This window comes from Parvibaculum sp. (assembly GCF_019635935.1).
Taxonomy (GTDB): domain Bacteria; phylum Pseudomonadota; class Alphaproteobacteria; order Parvibaculales; family Parvibaculaceae; genus Parvibaculum.
Genome location: NZ_JAHBYN010000001.1, coordinates 2,488,987 through 2,501,107 on the forward strand (window position 1 = coordinate 2,488,987; position 12,121 = coordinate 2,501,107).

12 protein-coding genes are annotated in these 12,121 nt (G+C 63.6%); 11 read left to right on the top strand and 1 reads right to left on the bottom strand.

Annotated features, from left to right (window positions below):
* The first annotated feature begins 178 nt into the window (after positions 1-178).
* From KF719_RS12300 to phoB, 6 genes are all read left to right on the top strand, one after another.
* Positions 179-1,213, top strand: coding sequence for a substrate-binding domain-containing protein (locus KF719_RS12300; RefSeq protein WP_293508999.1), 1,035 nt, complete (start codon positions 179-181; stop codon positions 1,211-1,213).
* Positions 1,214-1,315: 102 nt separating this feature from the next.
* Positions 1,316-2,695 (top strand): phosphate ABC transporter permease subunit PstC, encoded by a 1,380-nt coding sequence (gene pstC / locus KF719_RS12305; protein WP_293509000.1) that lies wholly within the window; start codon positions 1,316-1,318, stop codon positions 2,693-2,695.
* Positions 2,688-3,980 carry a phosphate ABC transporter permease PstA gene (gene pstA, locus KF719_RS12310; protein WP_293509001.1) on the top strand — a complete coding sequence of 431 codons (1,293 nt, stop codon included), beginning with the start codon at positions 2,688-2,690 and terminating at the stop codon, positions 3,978-3,980. The genes pstC and pstA overlap by 8 nt, the downstream gene beginning before the upstream one ends.
* A 40-nt stretch (positions 3,981-4,020) precedes the next feature.
* Positions 4,021-4,842, top strand: a complete 822-nt coding sequence (pstB, locus tag KF719_RS12315) for a phosphate ABC transporter ATP-binding protein PstB (RefSeq protein ID WP_293509002.1) — start codon at positions 4,021-4,023, stop codon at positions 4,840-4,842.
* Positions 4,843-4,886: 44 nt separating this feature from the next.
* Positions 4,887-5,603, top strand: coding sequence for a phosphate signaling complex protein PhoU (gene phoU, locus KF719_RS12320; protein ID WP_293509003.1), 717 nt, complete (start codon positions 4,887-4,889; stop codon positions 5,601-5,603).
* A 95-nt stretch (positions 5,604-5,698) separates the two neighbouring features.
* A complete protein-coding gene (gene phoB, locus KF719_RS12325; protein WP_293510653.1) occupies positions 5,699-6,394 on the top strand; it encodes a phosphate regulon transcriptional regulator PhoB in 696 nt (231 codons plus the stop codon).
* A 94-nt stretch (positions 6,395-6,488) separates the two neighbouring features.
* On the opposite strand, the gene KF719_RS12330 is transcribed toward phoB, so the two are convergent.
* Positions 6,489-7,007 carry a GcrA family cell cycle regulator gene (locus KF719_RS12330; RefSeq protein ID WP_293510654.1) on the bottom strand — a complete coding sequence of 173 codons (519 nt, stop codon included), beginning with the start codon at positions 7,005-7,007 and terminating at the stop codon, positions 6,489-6,491.
* Positions 7,008-7,241: 234 nt separating this feature from the next.
* Between KF719_RS12330 and KF719_RS12335 the strand changes: the two genes are divergently transcribed.
* From KF719_RS12335 to KF719_RS12355, 5 genes are all read left to right on the top strand, one after another.
* The gene (locus tag KF719_RS12335; RefSeq protein ID WP_293509004.1) at positions 7,242-8,051 is read left to right on the top strand and encodes an ABC transporter permease; all 810 of its coding nucleotides are present in this window, start codon (positions 7,242-7,244) and stop codon (positions 8,049-8,051) included.
* Positions 8,052-8,395: 344 nt separating this feature from the next.
* A complete protein-coding gene (locus KF719_RS12340) occupies positions 8,396-9,607 on the top strand; it encodes an aspartate aminotransferase family protein (RefSeq protein WP_293509005.1) in 1,212 nt (403 codons plus the stop codon).
* Positions 9,604-10,533, top strand: coding sequence for an ornithine carbamoyltransferase (argF, locus tag KF719_RS12345; RefSeq protein ID WP_293509006.1), 930 nt, complete (start codon positions 9,604-9,606; stop codon positions 10,531-10,533). Before KF719_RS12340 ends, argF begins: the two co-directional genes overlap by 4 nt.
* Positions 10,530-11,477: an Hsp33 family molecular chaperone gene (locus tag KF719_RS12350; RefSeq protein ID WP_293509007.1), complete on the top strand. Its 948-nt coding sequence runs from the start codon at positions 10,530-10,532 to the stop codon at positions 11,475-11,477. Before argF ends, KF719_RS12350 begins: the two co-directional genes overlap by 4 nt.
* Positions 11,474-12,067: a hypothetical protein gene (locus KF719_RS12355; RefSeq protein ID WP_293509008.1), complete on the top strand. Its 594-nt coding sequence runs from the start codon at positions 11,474-11,476 to the stop codon at positions 12,065-12,067. The genes KF719_RS12350 and KF719_RS12355 overlap by 4 nt, the downstream gene beginning before the upstream one ends.
* Positions 12,068-12,121 lie beyond the last annotated feature (54 nt).

A 12,121-nucleotide genomic window follows, 5' to 3' on the forward strand; every position in this document is an offset into this window, starting at 1 on the left:
GTCGCGCGGCCCTCTGTCATCAAACTGTCATGTAACTGTCGTAAAGCTTTCGTGACACCCCGCTAGCGTCCGCCGGCCTGAAGGTTAAGCCACTTCAAAAAACCGGAACGGCTTGGGCGCGCCAGGGGGTCTTCAGTGGCCGCTTGGCGCCCGGCACACACAAGACTGGAGAATTACTGTGAAACTCAAATCCCTGACGATGGCCGCGACCGTTGCCGTCGCCGCTCTTTCGGTTGCCGGCGTGGCGCATGCCCGCAACCAGATCCAAGTTGTCGGCTCCTCGACCGTGTTCCCCTTCTCGCAAGCCGCCGCCGAGCAGTTCGCGAACGAGACGGGCAGCCCCGCTCCGGTCGTCGAATCGACCGGCACCGGCGGCGGCATGAAGATCTTCTGCGGCGGCGTTGGTGTTTCCCATGCCGACATCACGGGCGCCTCGCGCGCGATGAAGAAGTCCGAATATGACGATTGCCAGGCGAATGGCGTGACGAGCATCACCGAAGTTCTGATCGGTTATGACGGCATTGCGATGGCCGTGTCGCGCAAGGGCAAGGCGATTGACCTGACCAAGGCACAGCTCTTCCAGGCACTCGCTGCAAAGGTCGAAGTCGACGGCAAGATCGTCGACAACCCCTACAAGAAGTGGTCGGACATCGACAAGTCGCTCCCGAACGTTGAGATCGCCGTCATGGGCCCGCCCCCGACATCCGGCACGCGCGACGCCTGGGTCGAACTCGTGATGGAATCGGGCTGTGAAGAATTCCCGGCCATCAAGGCGCTCGACAAGGATGCCAAGAAGGAAACCTGCCAGCGCATGCGCACCGACGGCCCGTTCATCGAAGCCGGCGAAAACGACAACCTGATCGTGCAGCGCCTCGAATCCGATCCGAACGCCTATGGCATCTTCGGCTTCTCATTCCTCTATGAAAACACCGACAAGCTTCAGGCGGTGACGGTTGCTGGCGTCGGACCGAGCATCGAGACGATCGCCGACGGCTCCTACAAGGTGTCGCGCCCGATCTTCTTCTATGTGAAGAACGCGCATCGCGGCGTGATCTCCGGCCTCAACGAGTTCGTCGCTGAATATGTCAGCGAGGACGCGCTCGCGTCGGGCGGCTATCTCTCCGAGCGCGGTCTGATTCCGCTCGCCGACGATGTCCGCGAAAAAACCCGCAAGAACGCCGTTGATGGCGTTGCCATGGCGGCCCCGAAGTAAGTCGATACCGGTTCCGGCGCTTCCTGAACGGGAGCGCCGGTTCCACAACCGAATTCAGATCGTGTGCCTCCGGCACGAAAAGACGCCTGACAGGATCGTTCTATGTCTGCTTCCACGCTTGTTACGATCGTTCTGGCGTTCTGCTTTCTGGGATATCTGCTGGGCCGAATGAAGTCCGCTAGCGTGAAAGCCGCCGGAGGTCAGCTACACTCGATCCCCACCTACCACGGCTACTTTGTCGCGCTCTGCTGCGGCATCCCCTCAATTCTCCTTGTTTTGATCTGGCTTGCCGCCGAGAACGCGGTTGTCGAGTCGCTCGTTGTGTCGGGCCTCCCCGCCTACATCACGGACGGCGTCAGCTCCTCGCGCATGTCGCTCATTATCAGCGAAATCAAGAGCGTCGCCGTCGGCCGCATATTCGGTACGCCCGATCCCGCAATCATTGCGGCAGCCGAACGCTACAACGCTCTTCGCGGTACGGCCTCGCTCGCCATGACCGTTTCTGCACTGTCCGTCGCCATCCTCGGGATTGCCTTTGCGCGCGCACGCCTCTCGGCAGACTTCCGCGCGCGAAACAACGTCGACGGAATTCTGCGCTGGATGCTGATCGTCTGCTCCACCATCGCCATTCTGACGACCGTCGGCATCGTTCTCTCGCTCGTGATCGAAAGTGCCGCCTTCTTTGCCCGCGTGCCGGTGTTCGAGTTCCTGTTCGGTACGGATTGGAGCCCGCAAACTGCGATGCGAGCGGATCAGGTCGGGTCCTCGGGGGCGTTCGGCGCGGTGCCGGTCTTCTGGGGCACGATCTTCATCAGTGCCATTGCCCTCTTCGTAGCTGTGCCTGTCGGACTTCTTTCCGCGGTATATCTTGTCGAGTATTCAGACAAGCGCATCCGCGCGATCGTGAAGCCGCTGCTCGAAATCCTCGCCGGCATCCCCACCATCGTTTACGGCTTCTTCGCGATCCTCACGGTTGCACCCTTTATCCGAGATTTTGGTATGTCGATGGGTCTGTCGGTCGCCTCGAACAGCGCGCTGGCGGCGGGCAGCGTTATGGGCATCATGCTCATCCCTTTCATATCCTCCTTCGCCGACGACGCGATTTCGGCCGTGCCGCAGTCGATGCGCGACGGCGCCTATGCGCTCGGTGCGACGAAAGCGGAAACGATCCGACAGGTTCTCCTTCCCGCGGCGCTGCCCGGCATCGTCGGTGGCGTGCTCCTCGCCGTCAGCCGGGCCATCGGTGAAACCATGATCGTTGTCATGGCGGCCGGCCTGACAGCGCGCCTCACCGCCAATCCGCTCGAAGGGGTAACGACCGTTACCGTGCAGATCGTCACGCTGCTCATCGGCGACACGGAATTCGACAGCCCCAAGACGCTCGCCGCCTTCGGCCTCGGTCTTGTTCTTTTCATCTCGACCCTCGCGCTAAATGTCGTCGCGCTACAGGTCGTCAAGCGCTATCGGGAACGCTATGAGTGATGTCGCCGGCCAAACCAATGCCGCGAAACCGCGTGCTTGGCATGAAACCGACAAGAGGCTGCGGCGACGTCACGCTGCCGACCGGCGTCTGCGTGCCTATGGGTTGATCGCCATATTCTTCGCGCTTGGCATGTTAGGCGTGTTGCTGACGACGATCATCGGCACGGCGCTGCCCGCTGCGACTCAGACCATGATCACGCTCGATATCGAGGTCCCGGCGGGCAGCGTCGACACGTCCGATCCGCGCGGGGGCAGCTATCAGCTCATCCTGAACGAAACGATCTACCGGATCTTTCCCGAAGTCGATACGCCCCGTGAACAGCGAGAACTCCGCCAGATCTTCAGCAATGGCGGCCAATATCAGCTTCGCGACCGGGTCGTTGCCGATCCATCTCTGATCGGTACGTCCTTCGCATTCACTTTTCCGATGGCCGATATCGCCGATCAGCTTCACAAGGGCCTGATCGACCGTGAGACGCCGGAGGACCGGCGCCGTGTCACCAATCAGCAGATTGAATGGTTCGACAGGCTGGTCGAACAGGGACGCGTTTCGACGCCGCTCAATTCGGGTCTGATCTTTAACGCTGACAGCCGGTTCCCGGAACTTGCAGGTCTCTGGGGCGCGCTGGTGGGCTCGTTCTTCGCGTTGCTCATCTGCTTTCTTGTGAGCTTCCCGGTTGGCATCGCCGCTGCCGTCTATCTTGAGGAATTCGCGCCGAAGAATCGCTGGACCGATATCATCGAGGTCAACATCAACAATCTGGCGGCCGTTCCCTCGATCGTCTTTGGTCTTCTGGGTCTTGCGGTCTTCCTCAACTTCTTCGGCATGCCTCGGTCGGCGCCCATCGTCGGCGGCCTTGTGCTCTCGCTGATGACGCTGCCGACCATCATCATCGCGACGCGTGCAGCGCTGAAGGCCGTGCCGCCCTCGATCCGCGAAGCGGCCATCGGCGTCGGCGCTTCCAAGATGCAGACGGTCGGCCACCACGTCCTGCCGCTGGCGATGCCGGGCATTCTCACCGGCACGATTATCGGCCTCGCCCAGGCGCTCGGCGAAACGGCGCCGCTCCTTCTCATTGGCATGAACGCCTTTATTACCGCCGCGCCCGACTCGATGTTCAATCCGTCGACGGCGCTTCCGACCCAGATCTACATCTGGGCAGACAGCCCGGAGCGCGGCTTTACCTCGCGAACCTCGGCGGCCATCGTCGTCCTGCTCGGCTTCCTTATCTGCATGAACGCAATAGCGATTTACATGCGCAAGCGATTTGAAAAAAGGTGGTGATATGGTGTCTGTCGGAACCACTGCAGCATCCGGTACAATCATGAATGAAACGGTGAAAGAGGCCGTCGCGGCGGCGAGTGCGACGGCGGTTTCGACCGGCGCCCACGAGACCAAGATCTCGGCGACGAAGGTCTCGGTCTTCTATGGCGAGAAGCAGGCGCTTTTCGACGTGTCGATCGACATTCCTGCCCGTCAGGTCATGGCTTTCATTGGTCCGTCGGGTTGCGGCAAGTCGACATTCCTGCGCTGTATCAACCGTATGAACGATACGATCGACATCTGCCGTGTGAACGGCAAGATCGAGATCGACGGCGTTGACATTTACGACCCGAAGATCGATCCGGTGCTCCTGCGCGCCCGTGTCGGCATGGTGTTCCAGAAGCCGAATCCCTTTCCGAAGTCGATCTACGACAATATCGCCTATGGCCCACGCATCCACGGCGTTGCCAAGGCGGGCTCGCAGATGGACGAGATTGTGGAGACGAGCCTGAAGCGCGCAGGCCTCTGGAACGAGGTCAAGGACCGCCTGCGCGAGCCGGGCACCAGCCTTTCGGGCGGCCAGCAGCAGCGCCTCTGCATCGCGCGCGCAATCGCCGTGAATCCGGAAGTGATCCTGATGGACGAGCCTTGCTCGGCGCTCGATCCGATTGCGACTGCAAAGGTCGAGGAACTGATCGACGAACTACGCGAACGCTACACCATCGTCATCGTGACGCATTCGATGCAGCAGGCCGCGCGCGTCTCGCAGAAGGCAGCTTTCTTCCACCTCGGCATTCTGATCGAAGTGGACGAGACGGAGCGTATGTTCACCAATCCGAGCGACCAGCGTACGCAGGACTACATCACCGGCCGCTTCGGTTGAGTGGACGGCGGGTGGGCACTACGAGGCCAACAGGAGATCAGGGCGTGACCCAACATATCGTGAAGTCCTTTCAGGAAGAGCTCGACAGTCTCTCGGCGCAGATCGCCCAGATGGGCGGGCTGACGGAGGCGCAGCTTACGGCATCGATCGAGGCGATCGTCAGGCGCGACGCACAACTCGCCGAACGCACGATTCGCGAGGACCAGCGCATCGACGCGCTGGAAGCCGAAATCGAGTCGCAGGCGATTCGCCTGATTGCGCTGCGCCAGCCCATGGCCGCCGACCTGCGCGAGGCGATTGCCGCGATCAAGATTTCGATCGATCTCGAACGCATCGGCGATCTCGCCAAGAACATCGCCAAGCGCGCGCTGGTGCTGCAGAACGATTTCGAAGGCGCCAACAAGCTGATCCAGGGCATCGCCCGGATGGGCCGTCTCGCCCAGCGGCAGTTGAAGCAGGTGCTCGACGCCTATTCCAACCGCGAGGCCGCCGCCGCCATGGAAGTCTGGCGCGAGGACGAGGAAATCGACGCGATGTACAACTCGGTCTTCCGCGAACTGCTGACCTACATGATGGAAGACCCCCGCACCATTGGCGTTTCGACCCATCTGCTGTTCATCGCCAAGAATGTCGAGCGCATCGGCGACCACGCCACCAACATTGCCGAAACAGTCGGTTATCTCGTCACCGGCGAGTGGGTGCATGACGAACGACCCAAGGGCGACACGACGAGCACGACCGCCGTCGGCGCCGGGAACTGAGCAAAACAGGAGGAATCATGTCCATGGTGCTTGCCCATAGCGGCGAAGAGGATCAGGATTCCGTCGGAAACGAACGGAACCAGTTCGAGAGGCGCATGAAACCGACCGTAATGATCGTCGAGGACGAGGAGGCGCTGCTGACGCTCCTCCAGTACAATCTCGACAAGGAAGGCTACAAGGTCGTGACCGTCGCCGATGGCGAGGAGGCGGTGCTGATGATCAAGGAGACGCCGCCCGATCTGGTGCTGCTGGACTGGATGCTGCCGAGCATGTCGGGCATCGAGGTCTGCCGGCAACTGCGCGCCCGCAACGAGACGCGCAACCTGCCGATCATCATGATCACGGCGCGCGGCGAGGAGGGCGACCGTATCCGCGGCCTCGACACCGGCGCCGACGATTATCTGACCAAGCCCTTCTCGATGACGGAGCTGCTGGCGCGCGTCCGCGCCGTGATGCGCCGCATCCGCCCCGCGCTCTCGGAAGACCTTGTGACTTTCGGCGACATCGTCGTCGACCGCGCCGCGCACCGCGTGCGCCGCGGCGAGCGGGAGGTACGGCTCGGCCCCACCGAGTACCGCCTGCTCGACCATCTGATCCAGCATCCCGGCCGCGTCTTCAGCCGCGAGCAATTGCTGGATGCGGTCTGGGGCTCGGATGTCTATGTCGAGGCGCGCACGGTGGACGTGCATGTCGGCCGCCTGCGCCGGGCGCTCAACGACAAGGGCGAGAAGGACCCGATCCGCACCGTGCGCTCGGCCGGCTATTCGCTGGACGATCAGTTCCTGTCCTGACGGCCTGGCGCATCGCGGCAAAGAAAAACCGGCACACGCGATCCTCGCGGTGCCGGTTTCCCTTTCCCCTCAAGACGCCCCGAAAGGCGGCCGCCTAGCTGACCAGGCGGTGATCCTTGGTGCGTGGCCGTTCGCGATTGCGCCGCGCCTGCGCCGGCTGATAGGCCATCCGCGCATGTTCGGTGCAATAAGGCGAGCCATTGTCGGCGCCGCGCCCGCAGAAATGAAATCCCGGCCGCCCCGGATCGCCGATCGGCCATTTGCAGGTGTGCTCGGTCAGCGTCAGCACCGTGGCGCGCTGGCTCGGCTCGAGCATCCGCTCCTCATGGGCGGCGGGTTCGCTTGCCTCCGCCGTCTCGCGCACGGCACGGTCTTCCGGGCGCGCCTCGCCGGTCAGCGGGTCGGGCCGGCCGCGAACCAGCGTCCGCGGGCCGGGCGCCCGGGTCCGCGCCGGGCGGCTCGGCGTCGCGCGGCCGGACAGGCCGAGGCGATGCACCTTGCCGATCACGGCATTGCGGGTGACGCCGCCAAGCTGCTTGGCGACCTGGCTGGCGCTCAGGCCGTCGGCCCAGAGCTTCTTCAGCAGTTCCACGCGTTCGTCGGTCCACATGATGTTTTCCCCTTGGGCCCCCTCGCTGGCCCTGTTGAACGCCTGTGACCCGTCTCCGTCCCCACTAGATTTCGTAGGCGTTAAGGCGAAACATACAATATGAAGGGCAATTCCCGCAACCGGTGGCGTGTCGGCGCGGGGCCTTATCCACAGAAAAGAACCGCCGGCGCCCATTGCCTGGGGGCGCCCCGTCGCTTAAGTCTCGCCGGTGCACAAGCCCGCCACAGGAGCGCCCCCATGACCCATACACCCTGGCCCGCGGAAGGCGCCCGCCGCTTCGGCGCCGTCAACTGGCTTGGCATGTGGACGCTCTATCTGAAGGAGGTCCGCCGCTTCTGGAAGGTGATGACGCAGACGGTCGCCGCGCCGGTCATCACGACGCTGCTCTATCTGGCGATCTTCGCGCTCGCCATCGGCAAGTTCCGACCCGACGTGCATGGCGTGCCTTTCGTCGAATTCCTGGCGCCCGGCCTCATCATGATGACGATGATCCAGAACGCCTTCGCCAACACCTCGTCCTCGCTGCTGATCTCGAAAATCCAGGGCAACATCGTCGATGTGCTGATGCCGCCGCTGTCGCCGATGGAACTGAATATCGGCATCGCGCTGGCCGGCGTCACCCGCGGCCTTGTCTGCGGGACGGTCACGGCGCTTGCGATGTTGCCCTTCGTAAATCTGGGACTGGCGCATCTGTGGGCGCTGCTTTTCTTTGCCGCCGGCGCCTCGCTGATGCTGTCGCTGTTCGGTATTCTGGGCGGCATCTGGTCGGAGAAATTCGACCATCTGCAGGCGGTGACCAACTTCGTCATCCTGCCGCTGACTTTTCTGTCCGGCACCTTCTATTCGGTGACGCAGCTTCCCGACTTCGCGCACAAGATCACCTTGTGGAACCCGGTCTTCTATCTGATCGACGGCTTCCGCTACGGCGTCACCGGCCATGCCGACGGCGCCATCGAGATCGGCGTCGCGCTGGTCATCGGTGTCAACCTCGTGCTCTGGGTCGCCTGCCACATGCTCTTCCGCACCGGCTACCGCCTGAAGGCCTGAGCGGAGCCCTGCAAAGCGCCGGAATCCGCCAAAAAACCCCGATTGACAGCCCCCGGCCCCTCCGCAATACTCCGCTGCTTCCCGGACTGCCGCCCTTTTCAGGCGGCTTTTTCTATTGGGCGAAAGCCCGGCCGGAGGGGCACCAAGGTGATCGAGATGATCCTGAACGGGAAACGACGACGCTGACAGCGAGGACGCCGCGACCATGAGGGCCGCGGCCGCAGGAAACTGCCGTCTCGCATGGAAGGTCCGGAGCCCGTTCGTCGCGCATTGACCGCGATGTCCACTCCCTCTTTCCGCGATGACGGTTTTGACGGAAAAGCTGTGAGAAGGACAAGATTCCCGTGATTACTCCCGTTCTGCCGACTTATGCGCGGGCCGACCTCGAATTCGAACGGGGCGAAGGCCCCTGGCTGATAACGGTCGATGGCGCGCGCTATCTCGATTTCGGCGCCGGCATCGCCGTCAACGCTTTCGGCCATGCCCATCCCCATCTCGTCGCCGCCCTTGCCGAGCAGGCCGCGAAAGTCTGGCATACCTCGAACATCTACCGCATTCCCGGTCAGGAGCGCCTGGCGCAGCGTCTCGTCGAGGCAACGTTCGCCGACACGGTCTTCTTCACCAATTCCGGCGCCGAGGCGCTCGAATGCGCGATCAAGATGGCGCGCAAATATCATGCGGTGGCGGGCGCGCCGGAGCGCTACGAACTGATCACGATGGAAGGCGCCTTTCACGGGCGGACGCTGGCGACGATTGCCGCCGGCGGTCAGCAGAAATATCTCGAAGGCTTCGGCCCGGCGACACCGGGCTTCCCGCAAGTGCCCTTCGGCGACCTGAAGGCATTGAAGGCGGCAATCGGTCCGGCGACGGCCGGTGTGCTGATCGAGCCGATCCAGGGCGAGGGCGGCATCCGTGTCATCCCGACGGAGGATCTGCGCCGCATCCGCGATATCTGCGACGAGGCCGGCATTCTGCTGGTGCTTGACGAAGTGCAGACCGGCATGGGCCGCACCGGCAAACTCTTCGCGCATGAACTTGCCGGCGTGACGCCCGACATCATGGCGATCGCAAAGGCGCTCGGCGGCGGCTTTCCGGTCGGCGCCTGCCTTGCGACCGAAACGGCGGCGCGCGGCATGACGGCGGGCACGCATGGCTCGACCTTCGGCGGCAATCCGCTGGCGATGGCGGTCGCCAATGCGGTGCTCGATCTTGCGCTCGACCGGAACTTCCTGCCGCATGTGGCTTCTCTCGGTCTGAAGTTCAAACAGAAGCTGGCGATGCTGGCCGACCAGCATCCGCGCATTATCGAAAGCGTGCGCGGCGAAGGGCTGATGCTCGGACTGAAATGCCGGGTGACCAACACCGATCTGGTGCAGGCGCTGCGCGCCGAACACATGCTGACCGTCGGCGCCGGCGACAATGTGGTGCGGCTGCTGCCGCCGCTGATAATCGAGGAAAGCCATCTCGACGAAGCGATGGAAAAGCTCTCCCGCGCCTGCGCGGCGCTTGAGACGTCGCTCGATGCGGAGACGAAAAAGACGGGAGCGGCACAATGAGCCCGCGGCATTTTCTCGATCTCCATGAAGTTTCGCCCAATGCCTTGCGTGCAATCCTCGACGATTCGCGCGCCCGCAAGCTTGCGCGGAATGGGAAAGGCCATGCCGAGCCCGACGCCGACAAGCCGCTGAAAGGCAAGCTGCTGGCGATGATTTTCGAAAAGCCCTCGACCCGCACCCGCGTCTCCTTCGACGTGGCGATGCGCCAGCTCGGCGGCGAGACGCTGCTGCTGAACGGCGGCGACATGCAGCTCGGCCGCGGCGAAACCGTGGCCGACACGGCGCGCGTTCTCTCGCGCTATGTCGACGCCATCATGATCCGCACCGCCGATCACGATAACCTGATGGAGCTGGCCGAACACGCCACCGTGCCCGTCGTCAACGGACTGACCAACCTTTCGCATCCCTGCCAGTTGATGGCCGATGTGATGACGTTCGAGGAACACAAGGGTCCGATTTCCGGGCGCCGCATCGCCTGGGTGGGCGACGGCAACAACATGGCGACGTCCTGGATTCACGCGGCCGGCCAGCTCGATTTCGAACTGCGCATCGCCTGTCCGCCGGAACTTGCACCGTCGCCCGAGGCGCTCGCCTGGGCGAAGAAGCGCGGCGCGAAGGTGCATGTCACCGCCGATCCGCGCGAAGCGGTCGCCGGCGTCGACTGCATCAACACCGACACATGGGTGTCGATGAGCGACGACGCCGAAACGGCGGCGCGCCGGCACAATCTTCTGGCGCCCTACCGCGTCGATGCAAGGCTGATGGCGGCGGCGGGCGAAGGCGCGATCTTCATGCATTGCCTGCCCGCGCATCGCGACGAGGAGATGACCGCCGAGGTAATCGACGGGCCCGCCTCGGTCGTCTTCGACGAAGCCGAAAACCGGCTGCATGCACAAAAGGGTGTGCTGGCGTGGTGTTTTCAATGAGCGATGCCGCCACCGGCATCGACGATCTCGTCCAGCCGTTCCAGATCGAGGATCTCGGCATTCGCGGCCGCGTCGTCCGGCTGGGCCCGCTGGTCGACCGCGTGCTGTCGGCACATGCCTATGCCGAGCCCGTGTCGCGGCTCCTCGGCGAGGCGCTGGCGCTGGCCGCGATGATCGGCTCGGCGCTGAAGTTCGAGGGCCGGTTCATCCTGCAGACCAAGGGCGACGGTCCGGTCGGCATGGTGGTTGCCGACTATGAGACGCCGGGCAAGCTGCGCGGCTATGCACAGGTCGACGAGGTGCGCCTCGCCGAAGCGCTGGCGGCGGGCCGCGCCGCGCCGGCGGACCTGTTGGGTGAGGGTTTTCTGGCTCTGACCATCGACCAGGGCGCCGACATGGAGCGCTATCAGGGCATCGTCGCGCTCGACGCGCGGGGCCTCAGTCATTCGGCGCATGAATATTTTGCGAGTTCGGAGCAGGTGGCGACGCGCATCAGGCTCGCCGCCGGCCCGTTCTATCACCGTGAGGCGACGGGCCCGGAAAAGAACTGGCGCGCCGGCGCCATCATGATCCAGCACATCGCACGCGATGGCGGGCTGACCGGCTTCCGCGAGGGCGAGGATCAAAGCCCCTACACCGAAGAAGAGGAAAACTGGAACCGCGCGGCGATCCTGCTCGACACGGTGGAGGATCACGAGCTTCTCGACCCGGAGCTGGCGCCGACGCGCCTGCTGTTCCGGCTCTTCCACGAGGACGGCGTGCGCGCCTTCGAGCCCTCCGAGGTCGAATTTTCCTGCCATTGCTCGCGCGGCCGCATGGAAACCGTCCTGCGGTCCTTCGGCAGCCATGAAATAGACGAAATGGTGCAGGAAGGTGTGGTCACGGCCACCTGTGAATTCTGCAGCGCGGTCTATGTCTTCACGCCTGAGGAATTGAAGGAATGACTGTTTTTGCCGCCCGCCGCTTCGGTGTTCTTCTTGTGCTGCTTCTCGCCGCTTGCTCGACCCCGCCCGCATCTTCGCCCGGCGACGTTGCGCTGGTCGCGCGCGCGCCGCTGCAGCTCGACGTCGCGTCGATTGTGCTCGATGAGCAATACAGTTCACCGGCGCGTGCCCCGAGTGTGGAGCATCTGCATCGTTTCTCGCCGGCCGGCATCGCCAGCGCCTGGTCGCGCGCGCGCCTTGTCGCCGCCGGATCGGCCGGCACCGCGACGCTCTCGATCCTCGACGGGCGCGTCATATCGGAAGAACTCGAAAAGAAGGGCGGGCTGACCGGCCTTTTCGGCGACCAGCAGGACACGAAACTGACGGCGCGGCTGAAGACCCGCCTGACGGTGGAGCGTCCCGGCCGGTCGGGCGAGCACGGAAGCTGGAGCGCCGAAGTCGAGGTCAATGCCAGCCGCACCATCCTCGAAAGCGCCAGCCTCAACGACCGCGACGCGGCCTATGCGGCGCTGATGCAGGACCTCGCGACCCGTTTCGACGAGGAAATGACCGCCGAGATCAAGCGTTCGATGGGGCCGGTGCTGCGATAGCCCGCATTAAGGTTTCGCCAATCTTTTGCGGCCACGATCTGCGTTCGCCTGACG

Bases quoted from the DNA above. Each gene is read 5' to 3' on its own strand.
- pstC (WP_293509000.1), top strand. From the start codon at position 1,316: ATGTCTGCTTCCACGCTTGTTACGATCGTTCTGGCGTTCTGCTTTCTG.
- pstA (WP_293509001.1), top strand. From the start codon at position 2,688: ATGAGTGATGTCGCCGGCCAAACCAATGCCGCGAAACCGCGTGCTTGG.
- pstB (WP_293509002.1), top strand. From the start codon at position 4,021: ATGAATGAAACGGTGAAAGAGGCCGTCGCGGCGGCGAGTGCGACGGCG.
- phoB (WP_293510653.1), top strand. From the start codon at position 5,699: ATGAAACCGACCGTAATGATCGTCGAGGACGAGGAGGCGCTGCTGACG.
- KF719_RS12335 (WP_293509004.1), top strand. From the start codon at position 7,242: ATGACCCATACACCCTGGCCCGCGGAAGGCGCCCGCCGCTTCGGCGCC.
- argF (WP_293509006.1), top strand. From the start codon at position 9,604: ATGAGCCCGCGGCATTTTCTCGATCTCCATGAAGTTTCGCCCAATGCC.
- KF719_RS12350 (WP_293509007.1), top strand. From the start codon at position 10,530: ATGAGCGATGCCGCCACCGGCATCGACGATCTCGTCCAGCCGTTCCAG.
- KF719_RS12355 (WP_293509008.1), top strand. From the start codon at position 11,474: ATGACTGTTTTTGCCGCCCGCCGCTTCGGTGTTCTTCTTGTGCTGCTT.